Origin of the sequence: Bacillus sp. 275 (assembly GCF_001999205.1) — a bacterium.
In the GTDB taxonomy this organism is placed as follows: domain Bacteria; phylum Bacillota; class Bacilli; order Bacillales; family Bacillaceae; genus Bacillus; species Bacillus velezensis.
In genome coordinates, this window is sequence record NZ_CP019626.1 from 3,406,512 (window position 1) to 3,426,665 (window position 20,154).

The 20,154-nt window shown below is 45.9% G+C and carries 17 protein-coding genes; 14 read left to right on the plus strand and 3 right to left on the minus strand.

Features of this window, described 5'->3' with window-relative positions:
- The first annotated feature begins 6 nt into the window (after positions 1 to 6).
- Positions 7 to 237 (plus strand): YrhC family protein, encoded by a 231-nt coding sequence (locus BZ167_RS16780; RefSeq protein ID WP_012118061.1) that lies wholly within the window; start codon positions 7 to 9, stop codon positions 235 to 237.
- Between the two features lie 39 nt (positions 238 to 276).
- Here the strand turns inward: BZ167_RS16780 and BZ167_RS16785 are convergent, their stop codons facing one another.
- Both BZ167_RS16785 and fdhF read right to left on the minus strand, forming a co-directional pair.
- Positions 277 to 768, minus strand: coding sequence for a helical membrane plugin domain-containing protein (locus tag BZ167_RS16785; protein WP_003152780.1), 492 nt, complete (start codon positions 766 to 768; stop codon positions 277 to 279).
- Positions 769 to 785: 17 nt separating this feature from the next.
- On the minus strand, positions 786 to 3,728 hold the full coding sequence (gene fdhF, locus BZ167_RS16790; protein ID WP_087920802.1) for a formate dehydrogenase subunit alpha: 2,943 nt from the start codon (positions 3,726 to 3,728) through the stop codon (positions 786 to 788).
- Positions 3,729 to 4,034: 306 nt separating this feature from the next.
- On the opposite strand from fdhF, the gene BZ167_RS16795 reads away from it, so the two are divergent.
- The 7 genes from BZ167_RS16795 (at position 4,035) to BZ167_RS16825 (ending at position 11,006) form a co-directional block, all read left to right on the plus strand.
- Entirely contained in the window at positions 4,035 to 4,403 is a 369-nt protein-coding gene (locus tag BZ167_RS16795; RefSeq protein ID WP_007408224.1) for a Na-translocating system protein MpsC family protein, read from the plus strand.
- A 266-nt stretch (positions 4,404 to 4,669) separates the two neighbouring features.
- Entirely contained in the window at positions 4,670 to 5,470 is an 801-nt protein-coding gene (locus BZ167_RS16800; protein ID WP_007408225.1) for a formate/nitrite transporter family protein, read from the plus strand.
- Between the two features lie 389 nt (positions 5,471 to 5,859).
- A complete protein-coding gene (locus BZ167_RS16810) occupies positions 5,860 to 6,000 on the plus strand; it encodes a YrzI family small protein (protein ID WP_003152787.1) in 141 nt (46 codons plus the stop codon).
- A gap of 172 nt (positions 6,001 to 6,172) precedes the next feature.
- The gene (locus BZ167_RS20365; protein WP_007408227.1) at positions 6,173 to 6,328 is read left to right on the plus strand and encodes a hypothetical protein; all 156 of its coding nucleotides are present in this window, start codon (positions 6,173 to 6,175) and stop codon (positions 6,326 to 6,328) included.
- A gap of 173 nt (positions 6,329 to 6,501) precedes the next feature.
- A complete protein-coding gene (locus BZ167_RS16815) occupies positions 6,502 to 7,041 on the plus strand; it encodes a class I SAM-dependent methyltransferase (protein WP_007408228.1) in 540 nt (179 codons plus the stop codon).
- A gap of 209 nt (positions 7,042 to 7,250) precedes the next feature.
- Positions 7,251 to 7,817, plus strand: coding sequence for a TetR/AcrR family transcriptional regulator (locus BZ167_RS16820; RefSeq protein WP_015417893.1), 567 nt, complete (start codon positions 7,251 to 7,253; stop codon positions 7,815 to 7,817).
- Positions 7,818 to 7,844: 27 nt separating this feature from the next.
- Positions 7,845 to 11,006, plus strand: a complete 3,162-nt coding sequence (locus tag BZ167_RS16825) for a bifunctional cytochrome P450/NADPH--P450 reductase (protein WP_015417892.1) — start codon at positions 7,845 to 7,847, stop codon at positions 11,004 to 11,006.
- Positions 11,007 to 11,155: 149 nt separating this feature from the next.
- On the opposite strand, the gene BZ167_RS16830 is transcribed toward BZ167_RS16825, so the two are convergent.
- Entirely contained in the window at positions 11,156 to 12,364 is a 1,209-nt protein-coding gene (locus BZ167_RS16830; protein ID WP_031378918.1) for an MFS transporter, read from the minus strand.
- A gap of 124 nt (positions 12,365 to 12,488) precedes the next feature.
- Here BZ167_RS16830 and BZ167_RS16835 point away from each other — a divergent pair, with 124 nt between their 5' ends.
- The 6 genes from BZ167_RS16835 (at position 12,489) to manA (ending at position 20,139) form a co-directional block, all read left to right on the plus strand.
- Positions 12,489 to 13,373, plus strand: a complete 885-nt coding sequence (locus BZ167_RS16835) for a LysR family transcriptional regulator (RefSeq protein ID WP_007408231.1) — start codon at positions 12,489 to 12,491, stop codon at positions 13,371 to 13,373.
- 66 nt (positions 13,374 to 13,439) lie between these two features.
- Complete coding sequence (gene ybaK, locus BZ167_RS16840; RefSeq protein WP_060674684.1) at positions 13,440 to 13,922, plus strand: Cys-tRNA(Pro) deacylase; 483 nt, start codon at positions 13,440 to 13,442, stop codon at positions 13,920 to 13,922.
- A 44-nt stretch (positions 13,923 to 13,966) separates the two neighbouring features.
- Positions 13,967 to 14,884: an MBL fold metallo-hydrolase gene (locus BZ167_RS16845; RefSeq protein ID WP_061860745.1), complete on the plus strand. Its 918-nt coding sequence runs from the start codon at positions 13,967 to 13,969 to the stop codon at positions 14,882 to 14,884.
- A gap of 229 nt (positions 14,885 to 15,113) precedes the next feature.
- Positions 15,114 to 17,066: a mannose transport/utilization transcriptional regulator ManR gene (locus tag BZ167_RS16850; RefSeq protein WP_061860744.1), complete on the plus strand. Its 1,953-nt coding sequence runs from the start codon at positions 15,114 to 15,116 to the stop codon at positions 17,064 to 17,066.
- 152 nt (positions 17,067 to 17,218) lie between these two features.
- On the plus strand, positions 17,219 to 19,177 hold the full coding sequence (locus BZ167_RS16855; protein ID WP_061860743.1) for a fructose-specific PTS transporter subunit EIIC: 1,959 nt from the start codon (positions 17,219 to 17,221) through the stop codon (positions 19,175 to 19,177).
- 14 nt (positions 19,178 to 19,191) lie between these two features.
- On the plus strand, positions 19,192 to 20,139 hold the full coding sequence (gene manA, locus BZ167_RS16860; RefSeq protein ID WP_061860742.1) for a mannose-6-phosphate isomerase, class I: 948 nt from the start codon (positions 19,192 to 19,194) through the stop codon (positions 20,137 to 20,139).
- Positions 20,140 to 20,154 lie beyond the last annotated feature (15 nt).

Genomic DNA, 20,154 nt, shown 5'->3' on the forward strand with positions numbered 1-20,154 from the left:
CCTTATATGGAGAAGAAAAGACTGAAATCATTAATAGAAGATTTTAAGCATTACGCATTTATTCTGCTTGCAGTCAGCACCTTCATTTATATCGGCGCGGTTCTTCCCGGACAAGGGCTGACTGCGGGCCAGAAAATGCTGATGTTTGTAACGGATTGTGTATTTTTAGCGGGCGCTTATTTCTGCGTTGACCGTTCACTTATTTATAAAAAGAGGCTGGAAGAGGCCGATGAATAAAAAAAAGCCATTGTCTTTTGACAATGGCTTTTTCGTTTCTTATTCAGACGGGGTTTCGCGTAATTCTTTTCCCATTCCTTTTAAAAACTGCAGCCCGAAGCCGAGCGCCCGGTTAATATCAGGATCACCGACGGCTTTCATCAGTTCAAACATACTGACTTTCCTGTCCTCTTTTAAAAATCTTTGCGCCTGATCTGTCCCGGCCATGGCGCTTTCTAAAAGTCTGCCCATAAATTCGGGATCAGCTTTTGACAGCGCGCCTCCCGCGGCCATCATCGTATTCAGGAGATTGGTGACAGGTTCCCGGGAAATCTGTCCGAGTGCGATTTTGGCAATCTCCTCTTTTGCCTGGAGCATATAGCCGGCGGCATCAAAAATGCCCAAGCCATTCAGCTCTGCCATGATGGACATCGTTTTCGCGACGGCTTCTTCATTTTCTGCGAGAAGCGTCTTCAGTTCTTCCAGTTTTTCAGCTTTCAGCTGTTCCTCTGTTTTCGTTTCTTTTTGAATTTCAGTAATTGGGCTTGCCATAATGTTTCCTCCTTTCCTTAATCAGTTAAGTGCACATAGCCCGGACGGTTCCATTTTCGCTGAGCTTCCACACCGTTTTGCGGATGACGTTTTTTGTTCCGCGGATTCGTTTTCGGAAGCGGCGGAGTATCACAGGAACCAAGCACTTCCATGCGGACTTTTGTCTGCTTATAGGCAGGTGTATGTGTCCGTGAATCATACGCAGGCCCGGTCAGGAAATTAATCGCAGAATCTTTATCTGTAGAGTTCATCGGCAGATAAAGCTCATTTGCGCGGACTCGGTCTGTCACAAGCGCGTTCAATTTAACCGCCCCAAAAGGAGAGACGAGCCGGATCATTGTCCCGTCGCAAATTCCGCGTTCAGCCGCGAGCTCCGGCGATACTTCAACAAATACATCCGGAACTTTAGACTGAATGCCTTTTGACTTGTTTGTCATGTTTCCTTCGTGGAAATGTTCAAGCATCCGTCCATTGTTAATATGCAGGTCATATTCTTCAGGGAATACAGCAGGCTCCACCCAATCGCTCAGCGCAAAACGGGCTTTTTTGTCCGGGAAGTTAAAGCCGTCTTCATAAAGAAGCGGAGTGCTTTCTCCCGTAAAGCTTCCCCATAGGAAGCTGTTCCAGCCGCTAAGAACGTCGTAGCTTGCTTTTCCGAACAGCGGAGAAAGGCTCGCCATTTCTGAGAAAATGTCGCTAGGATGCGTGTAATTCCAATCAGCGCCTAAACGATTGGCGACTTCCTGAATAATCCACCAGTCGGGTTTTGCATCGCCGAGTGTCGGAAGCGCCTGATACAACCTTTGCACACGCCGCTCTGTGTTTGTAAATGTTCCGTCTTTTTCAAGAGATGGAACCGCAGGCAGGATGACATCCGCGTATTGCGCCGTTCTTGAAAGGAAAATATCCTGCACAACAAAGAAATCAAGGCTGGATAAAATGTCATGAACATGGTTGGCGTTTGAATCAACGAGCGCCATATCTTCACCGACGAGATACATGGCTTTCATGTTTCCTTCTTCAATCGCATGGAGCATTTCGATATTATCAAGACCCGGCTTGCCGTCAATTTCAACACCGTAAGCTTTTTCGAATTTAGCGCGTGCCGCATCATCGGTAATATGCTGATACCCCGGAAGCCAGCCTGGAAGAGTTCCCATATCGCAAGCGCCTTGAACGTTGTTATGTCCCCGCAGCGGATAGGCTCCGGCGCCCGGACGGCGGTAGTTTCCTGTGGCAAGCAGCAGGTTGGAAATCGCCGCTGATGTATCAGAGCCGCCTGTATTTTGAGTAACGCCCATGCCCCAAAGAACACAAGTGCCGTCTGCATCACGAATCATTTCGGCAATGCGGATGATCGTATCCTGAGAAAGTCCGGTGATGCGCTCCGCATATTCCAATGTGTATTTTTCCAGCGTTTCTTTATAATCATCAAAGTAGTTGACATTTTCATCAATAAACGCTTGATCGTGCCAGCCTTGGTCAATCATATATTTCGTTACTGCCATGAGCCAGACCTGGTCAGTCCCTTGTTTCGGGCTGATAAAGAGGTCGGACCGTTCAGCCATTTCATTTCTGCGCAGATCGGCAACAATCAGTTTTTGGCCGTGCAGTTTATGGGCGCGTTTCACGCGTGTGGCCAGAACCGGATGTCCTTCCGCCGGATTGGCGCCGACGATGAGCACGAGGCCCGCTTTTGCGATATCTTTAATTGTGCCGGCGTCTCCGCCCATACCGACGGTGCGGAATAAGCCGTCCGTTGCCGGTGACTGGCAGTAGCGTGAGCAGTTATCCACGTTGTTGGTTTCAAATACTTGACGTGCCAATTTTTGAATGACGTAGTTGTCTTCATTCGTAATTTTAGAAGAAGAAATAAAACCGACAGAACCATTTCCGTGTTCGGCCTTGATCGAACCGAGTCTTGAAGCGACAAGATCAAGAGCTTCTTCCCATGACGATTCAACAAATGCGCCGTTTTTCCGGATGAGCGGTTTTGTAATCCGTTCTTCCGAATTCACGAAGTCCCAGCCGAATTTCCCTTTCACACATGTGGAAATCGCGTTAACCGGAGCATCGGAAACAGGCTGAATTTTAAGGATGTCACGTCCTTTTGTCCATACTTCAAAAGAGCATCCGACGCCGCAGAACGTGCAGACTGTTTTTGTTTTTTTCGTCCGTTTATCGCGCATAGCCGCTTCCACTTCAGACACGGCGAAGATGCTTGTATAGTCGGGTTCAACATTTTTTACTAAATCAATCATTGGTTCCATGACATCTTCTTTTATTCCTGTCATAAATCCGGCTTGGCCGAGCATTGATTTTTCCATCAGTGCGTTACAAGGACAGACAGTGACACACTGGCCGCAGCTGACGCAGGAAGATTCATTAATGGCGACGCCTTCATCCCAAATGACCCGCGGGCGGTCGCGCTCCCAATCAATTGAAAGGGTCTCATTCACCTGAAGGTTTTGACACACTTCCACACATTGGCCGCAGGCGATGCATTGGTTCGGATCATAGCGGTAAAACGGGTGAGACATATCAACCGCGCACTTTGAATCATCTTTCGGCGTATACGGATATTTCTGATGTTCAATTCCCATCATTTCCGCTGTATTATGCAGTGTGCAATTGCCGTTGTTGTTATCGCATACCGTACAGTAAAGCAGGTGATTCTCGAGCAGGCGGTCCATGGCCTCTGTCTGAGCCTCTTTTACCCTTCCCGACGTAAGCGAGATGGACATCCCGTTTTCTGCAGCCGTGGAACAAGAACGCTGCAATTTCCCGTTTACTTCAACAATACAGGTGTCACATGTTTGAATCGGATCCACTTCCGGTACATGGCATATTTGCGGAATCTCAATTCCGTTTTGGTTTAAAATATCTAAAATCTTAGACCCCTCTGGTGCTTCATACTCCGTGCCGTCAATTTTGACACGGATAGACTGAACGTCTGTCACTTCCAATTCCCCTCCATCTTTTAAACTCGAAAAAAAGCCATGCACATAGATACCGGCCTCCTGTCCGGAGAACGGTATAAATACGCATGGCGGAATAGTTCACTAGCAAGTCTTACTAACAGACCAATCCTATTTGTATAAAACGATAGACTCATAACACGTTTCCTATTACAAATCCATCTTCACTGCTTTTATTATAAGATGATATTTATTATAATACAATACGAAAGGAAAACTTTAACCAGGTGAAATGTCACAAAGGGGAACCGGGAATGTCTTTCATAGGCTAAAATCGGAGGGGACAATATGTCTAAAAAAATTCATGAATTTAACGATATTATCCGGAAATTGCGCAAAGAATTATTTGGAAAGGGGCCTGAACGAATTCACACCGTTTTTGTGGATAACATGGCGGTATCTACACTTTACGGAAATCTAAGCGCAAGTGAGCAGTTTATCGCACGCACGCCTGAAGGAAGAGAAATGGTTCATGCGGCGCGAACCAGCTTAATTCAGGAGCTGTATTCAAAACAAACGCCTGACGGAATGGAAGAGCTCATCGGAGCAAAGCTGGTGCATCTGTTTTCAGATATAAAAATAGAGGAAAATATTGCCGTATCGGTGTTTGTCTTTGACCGCTCAATTGAAGAGCATAAAGAAGAAATCAAAAGCTGACAATATTCAATTGACACGAAATTGTCACATTTGATATGATATGAACTGCCAGCAGTGGCCTAAGGACGATTTTTTATGGAATGTGTGCATGATCTGTACATATTCTATACCGCATATTTTCATTCTGCTTGATATTGTTGTATGGGTATGCATACAAGTTAGGCAGCATTCAAACCCCGTTTTTTCAGACGGGTTAGTTGAATGCTGCCTTTTTTGTTAGGCGTCTTTGGAAACTGCGGGCTGAAATGATAAATGGAGGGGTTATTATGGCTTTTCGTAAACCGGACGAAATAGCGGAGCTTGCGGTCGAATCAGGGGTAAAAAAGGTGCATTCACCGCTTTCAGCACTGATTGTATTAGGATTTTTGGGAGGAGCGTTTATCGCACTCGGTTATTTGCTTGATATCCGTGTCATCGGCGACCTTCCGAAAGAATGGGGAAGCCTGTCGAGTTTAATCGGGGCGTCCGTGTTTCCCATCGGATTGGTGCTCGTCGTTCTTGCCGGCGCGGAGCTAATTACGGGAAATATGATGTCGGTATCCATGGCGCTGTTTTCCAGAAGAATATCCGCCGGTGCATTAGTGAAAAATTGGGTGATCGTGACGTTGATGAATCTTGTCGGCGCACTGTTTGTCGCTTACTTTTTCGGACATGTTGTCGGATTAACCGAAACAGGACCTTACTTGGAAAAAACAATTGCGGTCGCACAAGGCAAATTGGATATGCCGTTTGGAAAAGTCATTGTTTCGGCGATCGGCTGTAACTGGCTTGTCTGTTTGGCCGTCTGGCTTTCTTTCGGCGCAGAAGACGGAGCCGGAAAAATCGCGGGTATATGGTTTCCGATTATGGCGTTTGTCGCAATTGGTTTTCAGCACGTTGTAGCCAATATGTTTATCATCCCGGCTGCGATATTTGCAGGCTCTTTTTCGTGGGGTGATCTGATTGGCAATCTCATTCCGGCCTTTATCGGGAATGTCATCGGCGGGGCAGTGTTTGTCGGCCTTATTTATTTTATTGCATATTCAAAAAAAGATCAGAAAAAGCAAGGGATGAAAAGAGTTTCCTGAGGTAAGAAAGATGCCGGAAAACATGGACAATTGAAGCGGAATGCCAGCACATTTTCCGTCCAAATCTTGAAAAAAATGTTTACAAAATGGAAGCTGATGGATATACTTACAAAGTAAGAAAAAAGCAAAGGGAGGTTGAATCACATGACGACGTTAAACGGCAATCAAAATCTACAATTGAACCGATTCAGCCTGTGGAAGAGTTCGTGTCCTTCCTTAACCTCTGCCCGTCAAGCACGTTAATTTCGGAGTATCAGGACATTCGCAGCTCCCCGCAGGGAAAGAAGCACAGTCTTCTTTTGTCTGCGGATTTAGTCTGCCCGCAGCGCATATGAACTTTGCTGCGGGTTATTTTCGCTTGTGCGGATATTGAAAGGGGGTGAGCGATAATGACCATTAATCTTTTCTTTTTAACACTGACCATTTCAAAGCGTTTTAAAAGTGCGGAAGAGTATGAACGAGAACAGCAGGTCGAAGAGTTTTATAATGAAGCGAAAGAACGCCAGCTGAAACATTTTTATATGAACTAACGGACACGAAGGGCCAAAACGGAGGAGAAGGAGGAGATCATCATGTTCAGAATTGAACTGCTGAATCATTACACAATGGAGAAGGACCAGGTTTAGCGAGGATGTTGCTGTCACGTCGCAGACGGCCTGCATACCATGGTAAAGAAAGAAAAATTGGTAAGCGGGTGATAGCATGCAAGGCGGTCAGAACAGAATTCCATCCATCGGGCACGGGTATGCGTCAATGCCCCATTCATTTAAACACGGCTACGGCAACCCGTATCGCCGGCAGAGAATGGCGGCGCTTTCCCGGCAGACAAGATATATAGCACCGTATTATTGGTACTAGAGCAGGCGGAAAACCTACGTTTTCCGTCTTTTTTTTTATGAAAACAAATATAAATTTCAAATAAATCGAAACGTTCATGAAGAGAAGTGCGTCTAGTTAGTACCTCATACTAATACGAGGTAATATTATTTCTGAATAATAAATCACAGGAATGGAAAAGCGGGTGTTATACAATGTTGCAACACACATCTTCAGCATTAAAACGAATGCGCGCGAAATACTTTGCTGCATCAGAACCGGCAGAGTCAGTCATTCAGCAAATCTTGATGGACATACAGGAATACGACCGCATTTTGGAAATCGGGACCGGAAACGGCTCAATGTTTAAACAAATCATCGGACAGCTTGAAAAGGGCAGTCTTAAAAGCATAGAAACATCGAAACGTAAAATACGGAAAACACAGCGCGCAAACCGTTCGGTTATAAAAGCCGGGCTCGGAAACATTCAGCAGGGGAGGCCGGAAAGCATACCGTTCCGCGACCGCAGTTTTCATAAAGTCTTCTCGTTACATACTGCTGAAACAGTCAGCGATTACCGCACGGCATGTAAAGAAGTGTACCGCGTTCTTCAAATTGACGGGTGTTTCTATATGGTTTTGAAACCTTCGCGGATGAGTGAAAAGGATGTGATTGAGGTGCTCTATGATCAGCATTTCAGAGACATTTCAGTTGTCAGCAGAGATTCATTCCATTTTATTACTGCCATTAAATAGAATATTTCTTGGGAAATAAAAAGAGCTGCTTAAGTCACTGCAGCTCTTTTTGTGAAATTGGGCATATTTCCTTATTTTTGGTTATTTCACATATATTTTATATTAAAAAAAGTTTTTTTCTTATACAATGGTAATCAGATGACCGTACATTTTAAATATTTTGAACAAACGGAATGAATATTCATTCCGCATTTAGAAAGGGGGATGAAATGACAGCTTCAAATAAGGTTGAACTCATTATGAAAGCGTCGCTTACTTTGTTTACAGATAGAGGATTTGACGCCACGACGATTCCGATGATTGCCGCTCAGGCCGATGTCGGAACCGGCACAATTTACCGTTACTTTGACAGTAAAGAGACACTTGTGAACGTACTGTATCAGGAAAGTGCGCAGCGTTTTATGAAAAAAGTCAAAACGGACTTTCAGGGGATATCTGTAAGAGAAGGGTTTCATCACCTGTTTTATTGTCTGATTGATTTTACGAAGGAAAGTGAGTATGCATTGTTTTTTCTTGAAACGAATAAGGACGCCTACTTTCTGAATGAAACGAGCCGTAAGCTTCTTGATGAAATAACACAGATGCTTGACGTCTTTTTTCAGCGCGGCAAGTCTGAAGGCGTGCTCCGCAATCTGCCGTCCAATGTGCTGATGGGGCTGCTGCTCGGGGCATATCTCAAACTCTATCAGCTTATCCGGACGGGAAGCGTCGAAATAACAAAACCGTTTCTGAAAGAATTGGAACAATGTTCTTGGGATGCCATCAGAACTCATTAATTATTCGCCGAAGGAAGGAAGATCGATATGAAACAGCTAAGCGCTATACCGCAGCCGAAAACATACGGACCTCTGAAAAATCTCCCTCACTTGGAAAAAGAAAAACTGTCACAATCGCTCTGGAAAATTGCCGAAGAATACGGCCCGATCTTTCGTTTTGAATTTCCGAGCTCTGTCGGGGTCTTCGTATCAGGCCGCGAGCTCGCGGCAGAAGTCTGTGATGAAAAGCGATTTGACAAAAATCTCAGCAAAGCCCTGCTGAAGGTCCGTGAGTTTGGCGGTGACGGACTATTTACGAGCTGGACTCACGAAAAGAATTGGCAGAAAGCGCATCGGATTTTATTGCCGAGCTTCAGCCAGAAGGCGATGAAAGGCTATCATTCAATGATGCTGGATATTGCCATGCAGCTCGTGCAGAAGTGGAGCAGATTAAATCCGAATGAAGAAATTGACGTTGCCGAAGATATGACGCGCCTGACGCTGGATACAATCGGCCTGTGCGGATTTCATTACCGCTTTAACAGCTTTTACCGCGACACACAGCATCCTTTTATCACAAGTATGCTTCGTGCGCTGCAGGAGGCAATGCGCCAATCACAAAGACACAGCCTGCAGGACAAGCTGATGATCAAAACGAGACATCAGTTCCAGCAGGATATTGAAGAGATGAATTCGCTTGTAGACCGGATCATCGCTGAGCGGAGGGAAAATCCGGATGAGAATCTGTCTGACCTTTTAGCATTGATGCTTGAAGCGAAAGACCCTGTAACAGGGGAAAGGCTGGATGATGAAAATATCCGTTATCAAATCATTACCTTTTTGATCGCTGGGCATGAAACCACAAGCGGGCTGCTTTCTTTTGCGATATACTGCCTGCTGAAAAATAAAGATAAATTGAAAAAAGCCGTTCAGGAAGCCGAGCGGGTGCTGACGGGAGAGACCCCTGAATATAAGCAGATTCAGCAGCTGACATATATCCGCATGGTGCTAAACGAGACTTTGCGGCTGTATCCGACTGCCCCGGCATTTTCTCTGTACGCGAAAGAAGATACGGTTCTCGGCGGGAAATATCCGATTGCGAAGGGACAGCCGGTGACGATTCTGACTCCGCAGCTGCACCGGGATAAAAGCGCGTGGGGAGAAGATGCCGAGTTATTCCGTCCGGAAAGGTTCAGCGATCCCGCGGCAATTCCGGCTGATGCGTATAAGCCGTTCGGAAACGGACAGCGCGCATGCATCGGGATGCAGTTTGCCCTGCAGGAAGCGACAATGGTGCTCGGCCTTGTCCTGAAACACTTTGAACTGATTGATCATACTGATTATGAGCTTACGATTAAAGAAGCTCTAACCATTAAGCCCGGTGATTTTAAAATCCGTGTGAAAAACAAGGACGTGTCCAATCATCAGCCCGTACAAAACCATAAAGCTGAAGGCAGCGGTCACAAAGAAGAAACGAAAGAAATCCCGTCCCACGGAACGCCGCTTCTCATTCTTTACGGATCAAATTTAGGAACTGCGGAAGGAATCGCGGAAGAGCTGGCTGATATCGGAAGAAGCAAAGGATTTTCAACTGAAACCGGCCCGCTCGATGATTATGCCGGGAAACTGCCTGTAAAAGGCGCGGTCGTTATTGTTACGGCTTCTTATAACGGGGCGCCGCCTGATAATGCGGCGGGTTTTGTGAAATGGATGGAAACCCTTGAAGATCAGGAATTAAAGGGTGTTTCTTACGCCGTCTTCGGCTGCGGAGACCGCAACTGGGCCGCCACTTACCAAAGGATCCCCCGCCTGATAGACAAAGTGCTTGAAGAAAAAGGGGCAAAACGGCTGACCTCTATCGGGGAGGGCGACAATGCCGATGATTTTGAGTACAGTCAGGAAGTCTGGGAAGACTCATTCTGGAAGGACATCATGAAGGCTTTTCATATAGAGGCCGCTCCAAAACAGACAAACAAATCACAGCTATCAATCGAATACGTAAGTGAAGCAGCCGAGACGCCGATTGCCAAAACGTACAAAGCATTTGAGGCAGAGGTCATCACGAACAAAGAGCTTCATACCGAAAGCAGCAAGCGCTCAGTCCGGCATATTGAGCTGCGTCTCCCTGAAACAGAAACGTATCAGGAAGGAGATCATCTCGGGGTGCTTCCGCAAAACAGCGGGGAACTGATCAGCCGTGTCATTCGCCGATTCGGTCTTGATCCGAACCAGCACTTTAAGATCAAGGGCCGGCAGCTGCCTCATCTGCCGATGGACCGGCCGGTTAATGCGCCGGAGCTTTTGGCGTCCTATGTAGAGCTGCAGGAGCCGGCAACGAGAGCCCAGCTTCGCGAACTTGCCGCACATACCGTGTGCCCGCCGCACCAAAAAGAATTGGAGCATCTTTATTCTGATGATGCGGCATATAAAGAAAACGTGCTGAAAAAACGAATGACCATGCTGGACCTGCTTGAAGATTATCCTGCATGTGAACTGCCGTTTGAGCGCTTTTTAGAACTTCTGCCGTCCTTAAAGGCGCGCTATTATTCAATCTCAAGCTCACCGAAGGCAGCCAGCGGGGAGCTCAGTATCACAGTCGGCGTTGTGACGGCTCCGGCATGGAGCGGCCGTGGGGAATACCGGGGCGTGGCTTCGAACTATTTAGCCGGATTACAAAAAGGCGATTCTGCCGTCTGTTTCATCCGCTCGCCGCAGTCGGGTTTCGCATTGCCTGAAAATCCGAAAACGCCTCTCATTATGGTCGGAGCAGGCACAGGAATTGCGCCGTTCAGGGGATTTATCCAGGCGCGGGCTGCCGAAAAAATGTCCGGTAACAGCCTGGGCGAAGCTCATTTATACTTCGGCTGCAGGCATCCTGAAGAAGACGATCTGTACAAAGATGAATTCGACCATGCGGAGAAAAACGGCCTTGTCACCGTGCATCGGGCGTATTCCAGGTTAAATCAGGACTGTAAAGTATATGTACAGGATGTTCTGCTTCGCGAGGCTGCACAAATTATTGCCCTTCTTGACCAAGGCGGCCATCTCTATATATGCGGTGACGGAAGCAAAATGGCTCCGGCTGTCGAAAATGTACTGCTTCAGGCGTATGAAAAGGTGCATAACACTGATTCAAAAGTTTCCTTGGAGTGGCTTGAACAGCTGCAGGCGGAAGGAAGATATGCGAAAGATGTTTGGGCAGGTATGTAACAGAAGAGTGAGACAACTGAAGAATGTTTTTTAATTGAAGAAAGCCGGCACGATATTTGAAATCTACTGAATCAAAAGGAATAGTTATAGGGAGTATCGTGCCGGCCTTATCTTTAGTATCGGACAAAAGGCACAAATCTTTAATGTTTTTATTGATTTACATGCAGGCGGCTATGTCCCTTTTTTCTGAATTCCGCCAGAAATAAAACCGGATAAGACAGCAATAGCAAAACCGAAATAAATGAAATGATACCGATCCAATGAAAATGCGTCCAAAAGAAACCGCCGCAAGACCCTGCCACGCTTGAACCGATATAGTATGCAAGCAGATATAATGAAGAGGCTTGCGCACGATGATCACCGGCTGCGCGGCCGACCCAGGCGCTTGCGATCGAATGCGCGCCGAAAAAGCCGAAGGTAAAGACGGCAATCCCCGCGATTTTAAGCGCAAGCTGGGGCAAAAGTGTCACCGCTGCGCCGGCAAGCATAACAAAAATCGCAATCTTAATCATTTTCGCGCTTCCGAAAAGATCTGCTTTTTTTCCCATATAGACCGAGCTGAACGTTCCCGCGAGATAGACAATAAAAATAAAACCGATCACAGTCTGCGACAAATGATAAGGAGCCGCCATTAAATGAAAGCCGATATAATTATATAATGTCACAAAACTCCCCATTAATATAAATCCCAGAGATATTAACAAAAGCAGCCGTTTGCGGTGCAGGACCGCTCCGTATTCCTTACATGCCGATTTTACGCCCGCATGCCGCTGAGATGAATGGCGCGGAGCCGGAAGAAAACGCCAAAACAAATAGCTTAATACAATAGAAAGAATGCCGATGATGGCAAGCGCCGGCCGCCAGCCGAATACATCGGTCAGAAGCCCCGTTAACAGCCTGCCGCTCATTCCCCCGATGCTTGTGCCGCTGATATACAAGCCCATCATTTTCCCGAGGCCCTTCGGATCAAACTCCTCGCCTACATATGTCATAGCGACAGCCGGAACGCCTGCCAGGAAAATACCGAGCAGCGCTCTCATCGCCAAAAGCGCGGGAAAAGCCGGACTGAACGCTGTTAATAGACCTAAAACAGAAGTAGCTGTTAACGACAGCACCATTAATTTTTTTCTGCCGAATCCGTCAGACAACGAAGCGGCGGCCAATAATGAAAATGCCAAAACGGCTGTTGAGATGGATAAAGTTAAGCTGGCAGCCGCAGCGGAAATATGAAACTCTTCCGAAAACAAAGGCAGAAGCGGCTGTGTCGTGTAAAGCGTGGCGAAGGTCACAAAGCCGCTGATAAACAGAGCCAAGCTGGCCTTTCTGTAAGCCTTTGTATGAGGCTGAATAAACGTCATGAATGTCCCTCTTTTCTCACTGTTGGTTATATATGTATCGTACGCTTTTCATTTCAATGTGTCTAATTTATAATAACTATAGAATTAATGCGTGTAGGTTATGAAGGAAGGGGAGAAGGAGAAAATGGAGCTTCATCAAATTGACAACTTCATTGCGGCGGCAACTCATCAGCATTTCACAAATGCGGCAAAAGAAAGAATGATTTCTCAGCCGGCATTAAGCCGATCGATTATCAGGCTCGAAGAAGAATTAGGCGCGCCGTTATTTTACAGAGAGACAAAAGCCGTCCGGCTGACAAGGCACGGAGAGCAGTTCTTAATAAAAGCAAAACAAGCGAGACGAGCTTTAAATGAAGGCGTTGAACAAGTGAAAAAGAATATGAGCCTGGAGCACGGCGAAATATCTGTATCTTTTCTTCATACGCTCGGGCTGCGCTTAATGCCTCAGCTGATTGCCGAATTTAAAAAGCTATACCCAAACGTGACCTTCCGGCTTTATCAAGGCGCAAATGAAACGCTTCGCAAAATGGTGGAAACGGGAGATGCGGATATCTGTCTCAGCTCCCCGCCGCTTCCCAGCGAGCTTTTACAATGGACAGTGCTGGAGAAAGAGCCTCTTTATGCGGTGCTACCTGAGAACCACCCGCTTGCAGGAAATAAAAGCATTCAAATGAAAGAGATGCAGGACGAGGATTTTGTGGGTTTTAAACCGGGATACGGGCTGAGGTATATGTTTGATCTGATGTGCCGGGATTTGAATATACACCCGCATCTCGCATTTGAAGGAGAGGAAGTGTCAACCATATTAGGGCTGACCGCCGCGGGTCTGGGGGCTGCAGTGCTGCCGAAAACCGCGGAGCATTCATACTTTCCGGTCGTTTTTCTTCCGGTTGCAGATTACCAATGCGAACGCACCATAGCGTTAGCCCAGCTGAAAAACCATGCTCTCTCTCCCGCTGCTGAGCGTTTTAAACAGTTTGCACTTGAGTATTACAAAGCACGCAACTGAGCGGTCATTTTATTAAAATCGAAGTTGAAAATAAAGCAGAAAGAAATACAAAAACGGAGGAAAACCATGGCGAAAAAAACAGTGAAAACAAATGCTGTCCGTATCATTGAGCAGCAAAACATTCCCTATGAGCTATTAGGTTACAAAACAGAAGGGGGACAGCCCGCAGACGGTCTTTCCGTTTCACAAAAAATCGGATACGCTGCCGAATATGTTTATAAAACCTTAGTGGCATCTGCAGGAACTGATCGTTATTACGTCTTTGTCGTTCCCGTTGCAAAAGAACTGAATCTGAAAAAAGCTGCGAAGGCGGCAGGTGAGAAGAAAATAGAAATGATTGCCACGAAGGACCTTTTGGGAGTAACCGGCTATATGCGCGGCGGCTGCTCTCCGATCGGCATGAAAAAAAGGTTTCCGACTTTTATTGATAGATCCGCTGAAACACTGGAGTTTATGATTGTCAGTGCGGGGAAAATCGGAATGCAGCTGAAAGCAGCGCCTCAAGATTTGGCCAAAGCAAGCGGGGCGGTATTTACAGACATTGTATAAATGTCCGATGAATCTAATGGAACACGTGTCAAGGGAGAATGATAATGAAAAAAAGATATGAAAACTTGAATGGCGTGAAGAATGAACATGGATTCAGGGACATGTGGAAATGGATGAAAGAACGAAGAGAAAAAAGTAAAGATTTAAGCGAGAATATTCCGAAAGCGGTCACAAGGGATGTCCGTGATGTTGCCGTCAATCGGACGGAAACCGCCATAACATGGATCGGCCATTCTTCGTTTGTGATCCAAATACAGGGGCTTAACATAATGACCGACCCTGTATGGGCGCGGAGGATGGGTTTTCAAAAACGGCTGACAGAGCCGGGATATGAATTGAGCGAACTGCCTGACATTGATGCCGTGCTCATCTCACACGGGCATTATGACCATCTTCATTTTCCGAGTATAAAAAAACTGAGAGGAAACCCGGATTTTTACGTGCCTGCGGGACTGAAAAAGCTGTTCAACAAAAAAGGCCGCAAAAAGGTCCATGAAATGAATTGGTGGGATCGTTTTGAGATGCGGGGGGTGAACATATCATTTGTTCCGGCCCAGCACTGGACACGGAGAACGCTTTGGGATACCGATACCTCTCATTGGGGAGGCTGGGTCATAGAAAGCGAAAACGGCGAGTCCATCTATTTTGCAGGAGATACAGGCTATTTTGAAGGCTTTAAAGAAATCGGAGAGAGGTTTCGTATTAAGGCGGCTCTGATGCCGATCGGAGCATACGAACCGGAATGGTTTATGCAAGTGTCACATATCAATCCGGAAGACGCCGTGAAAGCGTTTTTGGAGCTGAAGGCTGACAGCTTCATTCCCATGCATTACGGGGCATTCCGGCTTGCTGATGATACAGGCCCGGAAGCATTAAGCAGACTGCACGGCGAGTGGGATCGGCTTGCATTACCTCCTGAAAACCTGAAAGCGTTAGCGCTTGGCGAAACATTTTGGCTGTAACAGCAGGTTTTCGCTGCCGACACCAATCGTTTAAAAACGGTTGGTGTTTTGACGTCAATCAAAGGTGAATTGTCTCTGTATAAAACATGATTTTTCCGGAACCTGCGGTAAAAAACAAAACTTTTTACTCTTTTGTTTCACTATAAAATGAAAACGGTTTCGTATGCGCAGTATATTTAACCTATCACAATTGCTCCAGCAGAAACGGACAGGAAGGATAGAAAAACAGATGAAATACATGAATTCAAGGCAGAAAAAGATTTTGTATCTGTTGTTATCTGAACCTGATGACTACTTAGTTGTGCAAGATTTCGCAGACAGGGTCCGCTGTTCTGAAAAAACGATCAGGAATGATTTGAAAACGATTGAAGATTTCCTGAATGAACATGCTCAAGCTCAGCTGATCCGCAAACCGGGATTAGGCGTCTATTTACATATATCGGAACAGGAAAGGTCACGGTTAAGCCGGCAAATTTATAATGAGCACTTTACGTGCAGGCACAAGACCGATGAAGAAAGAATACTTCACATCGCTTATGATTTATTAATGAATTCAAAGCCCGTTTCCGCAAAAGAAATTGCCGCACAGCATTTTGTAAACAGAGCTTCCATTAAAAAGGATGTAAGTGCGGTTGAAGAGTGGCTGAAGCGATTTGATCTCATACTGGTTTCTAAACAGCGGCTCGGCTTAAAGATTGAAGGGGACGAAAAAAACAAAAGAAAAGCATTGGCGCGAATTTCAGATTTGATTGATAATGCGGAATTTACAAGCCAATTTATAAAAAGTAAGTTTTTAAGTTATGAAGCGGACTTTGTGAGAAAAGAAATCAAGTTATTACAAAAAAAACATTCTATCTATTTTACGGATGAAACATTTGAAAGTTTGCTGCTGCATACATTGCTGACTATCCGCCGTATCAAAATGAAACAGCCGGTCGCCATTTCTGCAAGACAGCTGGACGCGGTAAAAAAGAAGAAAGAATATGAATGGACACTGGCTTGTTTAAAACGGCTTGAGCCGGTATTTGCCATCCGTTTTCCTGAGGAAGAAGCCGTCTATTTAACTTTACATATAATAGGCGGGAAAGTCCGCTATCCATCGCAGCAAGAAAAGAAGCTTGATCTTGAAGATTCTGAGCTCTCCAAAGTCGTCAGGCATTTGATAAATCGTGTTTCAGAACTGCAAATGCTGGATTTTCATAAAGACCGGGAACTGATCAACGGATTGAACATTCATCTCGATCCGGTGTTGAAGCGGCTGAGTTATGATCTCTCTGTTTCAAACCCCATGCTTCACGACATCAAAAAAATGTACCCTTATTTGTTTCATCTTATCATTGACGTTTTAGAAGACATCAATCAAACATTTGATCTTTATATTCCTGAAGAAGAGGCGGCCTATTTGACGCTGCATTTTCAGGCAGCGATCGAACGGCTGCGCCGAAGCAGTCATAACCCTAAAAGGACGATCATCGTCTGCCATATGGGCATTGGCATGTCGCAATTGCTGCGGACTAAAATTGAACGCAAATTTCATCACATTACGGTAAAAGACTGTATCGCAAAAGCGGAGCTGACAGAGTATATCAAAAAGCATAAAGATATAGATTTCGTCATTTCTACGATAGGGCTTGGAAATGTAACGATCCCTCATATTGTCGTATCACCGCTTTTGGAGTCTGCTGATGAAAAGAAGCTCAGCGCATTTATGCAACAGCTTGATACATCACACCGCCGGGAGCAAAAAACGTTTAAAATGCTGAACGACACGACTCCGTTTCTCGTTTTTTTACAGCAAGAGACAGAGCACCGTTATCAGGTCATTGAAAAGCTGGCGCAGGCTTTGTATGAAAAAGGCTATGTAGAAAAAGAGTATGGCATTCATGCAGTAATGAGAGAAAAAATGTCGGCGACAAATATCGGGGCGGGTATTGCCATCCCTCACGCGAACTCTAAATATATCAAACAATCAGCCATTGCAATCGCCACTATAAAAGAGCCGATTGAGTGGGGGACAGAAAAGGTGTCGCTCGTTTTTATGCTTGCCGTCAAACACGAAGATCAAAACAAGGTAAAGCAATTATTCAGTGAGCTTTCCTATCTTAGCGAGCAGCCGGCATTTATTCAAAAACTGACGGAAGAAAAAAATGTGATGACGTTTTTATCGTATTTAAACTATTAAAAGCAGGGAATGGCTCCCTGCTTTTTTTCTGTTTATAGGGAAAAATGCAGTTATTTCCGGAACTTATGGTAAAAAAACGCGCTTATCACAGGCTGATTTCAGTATAAAGTTGAGACAAGATCTTGAAATTCAGACTGCAAAGGAGGATTTATATGAAACTGTTAGCGATTACATCATGTCCGAACGGCATTGCCCATACGTATATGGCTGCTGAAAATTTACAAAAAGCAGCCGGCAGATTAGGCGTTGAGATCAAAGTGGAAACCCAGGGCGGAATCGGGGTGGAAAATAGGCTGACCGAAGAGGAAATCCGGGAAGCGGACGCAATCATTATCGCGGCGGACCGCTCGGTGAACAAAGACCGATTCGCGGGAAAAAAGCTGCTGGCTGTCGGGGTTCAGGAAGGCATCCGCAAACCGGAAGAATTAATTCAAAAAGCGCTTAGCGGTGAAGTGCCGGTCTATCAATCTGCTTCAAAAGCTGAATCCGCAAGTCAGCAGGGCAAAAAACAAAACCCGATTTACCGTCATTTAATGAACGGCGTTTCTTTTATGGTTCCTTTCATTGTCGTCGGCGGATTATTGATAGCGGTTGCATTGACGCTTGGAGGAGAAAAAACACCAAAGGGGTTAGTCATTCCGGACGAGTCTTTTTGGAAAACGATTGAACAGATCGGCAGTGCTTCTTTTTCATTCATGATCCCGATTTTAGCCGGGTACATCGCGTTCAGCATCGCTGATAAGCCGGGTCTTGTCCCCGGAATGATCGGCGGATATATTGCGGCATCCGGCAGCTTTTACGACAGTGCAAGCGGCGCAGGATTTCTTGGAGGAATCATTGCGGGATTTTTGGCGGGGTATGCGGCGCTTGGAATCAAAAAATGTAAAGTTCCTAAAGCAATACAGCCGATTATGCCGATCATTATTATTCCGGTGTTTGCCTCACTGATCGTCGGTTTGGCGTTTGTCTTTCTGATCGGCGCCCCCGTCGCTCATATTTTCGCATCATTAACGGTTTGGCTTGCGGGAATGAAAGGTTCGAGTTCAATTCTTCTGGCATTGATTTTAGGAGCGATGATCTCCTTTGATATGGGAGGACCCGTAAACAAGGTGGCCTTTCTTTTCGGATCGGCAATGATCGGAGAAGGAAATTATGAAATTATGGGCCCGATTGCCGTTTCCATTTGTATACCGCCGATAGGGCTTGGGATTGCAACGTTTTTAGGAAAAAGAAAATTCGCCGCCGCAGAAAGAGAAATGGGAAAAGCATCATTTACGATGGGCCTTTTCGGTATCACGGAAGGAGCCATTCCATTTGCGGCCCAAGACCCCCTTCGTGTGATCCCGAGTATTATGGCGGGTTCTATGACCGGCTCGGTGATAGCGATGATCGGCCATGTGGGGGACAGAGTGGCACACGGCGGACCCATCGTTGCTGTACTTGGAGCAGTAGATCATGTACTGATGTTTTTTATCGCTGTAACAGCAGGCTCTCTTGTCACCGCTCTATTGGTTAATGTACTGAAGAAAGATATGGCGAAATCCCCCGCGCCCGGCGAGGTGCTGCCGTCTGCCGCACCAAATGAAGCTGCAGCGGCAAAAGAAACAAAGGAACCATCTCAGGCTGACAGCCGAAAAGCCGGGATGACCGAAATCAAAAAACTGACTGACATTATCAGTACGGACTTGATTGAACCGCATTTATCCGGCGAAACGAGGGATGACATTATCGATGAAATGATCGAGAAAATGTCCCGTAAAGGTATGCTGCTGTCTGACAGCGGATTTAAGCAGGCCATTTTGAGCCGGGAACAGCAGGGAACCACGGCGATAGGTATGAATATCGCCATTCCGCACGGAAAGTCTGAAACCGTCAAAACGCCGGGTGTCGCATTCGGAATAAGGCGTTCGGGTGTTGACTGGAACAGCCTTGATGGTTCTGATGCAAAACTGATTTTTATGATTGCCGTACCGAAGGAAAGCGGCGGAAATCAGCATCTGAAAATATTGCAGATGTTATCCCGAAAACTGATGGATGACAGCTATCGGGAAAGGCTGCTCTCCGTTCAGACAAAAGAAGAGGCGTATAAGCTTCTGGAAGAAATCGAATAAAGCGGGGGATGATCATGTCTACTGAACCGATATTTTTCAATCCGGTTTTCAAAGAAAGGATTTGGGGAGGCGCCGCCCTGCGTGATTTTCACTATAATATTCCGTCCGAGCGGACAGGGGAGTGCTGGGCCTTCGCCGCTCATCAAAATGGACAGAGCACAGTTCGAAACGGCATGTATAAAGGATGTACGCTCGGTGAATTGTGGGAGCATCACAGAGATTTATTCGGAAACCTTGAAGGAGATCGTTTTCCTCTTCTTACAAAAATTTTGGATGCGGACCAAGACCTGTCCGTTCAGGTGCATCCGAATGATGACTTTGCCAAAATGCATGAAAACGGGGAACTTGGAAAAACCGAATGCTGGTATATCATTGATTGTGGAAAAGATGCGGAGATCATTTTCGGCCACAACGCAACAACAAAAGAAGAACTGATATCCATGATTGAGCGCGGAGAATGGGACGGGCTCCTGAACAGAGTTAAGGTAAAGCCGGGAGATTTCTTCTTTGTCCCAAGCGGCACCGTTCACGCGATTGGAAAGGGCACACTTATTTTAGAGACGCAGCAAAATTCAGATACGACTTACAGATTGTATGATTACGGAAGAAAAGATGCGGACGGCAGGCTGCGCGAGCTCCATTTGGAAAAAAGTATAGAAGTGATAGACGTTCCATCTGTCCGTGAACGGCCGACCGTTCAATATAAACAAACAGATGATCTGCTGGCAGCTGTTTTAATAGAATGTCCTTATTTTTCAGTCGAAAAGTGGGTTGTAAAAGGTGAAGCAAATCTATTCCAGCATCATCCCTTCCTTCTTGTCAGCGTGATCGAAGGAGACGGAATAATGAGTGCAGGCGGGCATGAATATCCCTTTAGAAAAGGAGATCATATTCTCCTGCCTTCCGGTTTGGGAGAATATAAACTGGCGGGCCATGCAAATTGTATTGTGTCTCATCTGTGATCCTCAAAACCCTTC

Excerpts from the sequence above, each read along its gene's own strand:
- BZ167_RS16780 (WP_012118061.1), top strand. The coding sequence starts at position 7 with ATGGAGAAGAAAAGACTGAAATCATTAATAGAAGATTTTAAGCATTAC.
- manA (WP_061860742.1), top strand. The coding sequence starts at position 19,192 with ATGTCTACTGAACCGATATTTTTCAATCCGGTTTTCAAAGAAAGGATT.
- BZ167_RS16795 (WP_007408224.1), top strand. The coding sequence starts at position 4,035 with ATGTCTAAAAAAATTCATGAATTTAACGATATTATCCGGAAATTGCGC.
- BZ167_RS16820 (WP_015417893.1), top strand. The coding sequence starts at position 7,251 with ATGACAGCTTCAAATAAGGTTGAACTCATTATGAAAGCGTCGCTTACT.
- BZ167_RS16815 (WP_007408228.1), top strand. The coding sequence starts at position 6,502 with ATGTTGCAACACACATCTTCAGCATTAAAACGAATGCGCGCGAAATAC.
- BZ167_RS16855 (WP_061860743.1), top strand. The coding sequence starts at position 17,219 with ATGAAACTGTTAGCGATTACATCATGTCCGAACGGCATTGCCCATACG.
- BZ167_RS16830 (WP_031378918.1), bottom strand. The coding sequence starts at position 12,364 with ATGACGTTTATTCAGCCTCATACAAAGGCTTACAGAAAGGCCAGCTTG.
- BZ167_RS16825 (WP_015417892.1), top strand. The coding sequence starts at position 7,845 with ATGAAACAGCTAAGCGCTATACCGCAGCCGAAAACATACGGACCTCTG.
- BZ167_RS16850 (WP_061860744.1), top strand. The coding sequence starts at position 15,114 with ATGAAATACATGAATTCAAGGCAGAAAAAGATTTTGTATCTGTTGTTA.
- ybaK (WP_060674684.1), top strand. The coding sequence starts at position 13,440 with ATGGCGAAAAAAACAGTGAAAACAAATGCTGTCCGTATCATTGAGCAG.
- BZ167_RS16810 (WP_003152787.1), top strand. The coding sequence starts at position 5,860 with ATGACCATTAATCTTTTCTTTTTAACACTGACCATTTCAAAGCGTTTT.
- BZ167_RS16785 (WP_003152780.1), bottom strand. The coding sequence starts at position 768 with ATGGCAAGCCCAATTACTGAAATTCAAAAAGAAACGAAAACAGAGGAA.
- BZ167_RS16800 (WP_007408225.1), top strand. The coding sequence starts at position 4,670 with ATGGCTTTTCGTAAACCGGACGAAATAGCGGAGCTTGCGGTCGAATCA.
- BZ167_RS20365 (WP_007408227.1), top strand. The coding sequence starts at position 6,173 with ATGCAAGGCGGTCAGAACAGAATTCCATCCATCGGGCACGGGTATGCG.
- BZ167_RS16845 (WP_061860745.1), top strand. The coding sequence starts at position 13,967 with ATGAAAAAAAGATATGAAAACTTGAATGGCGTGAAGAATGAACATGGA.
- BZ167_RS16835 (WP_007408231.1), top strand. The coding sequence starts at position 12,489 with ATGGAGCTTCATCAAATTGACAACTTCATTGCGGCGGCAACTCATCAG.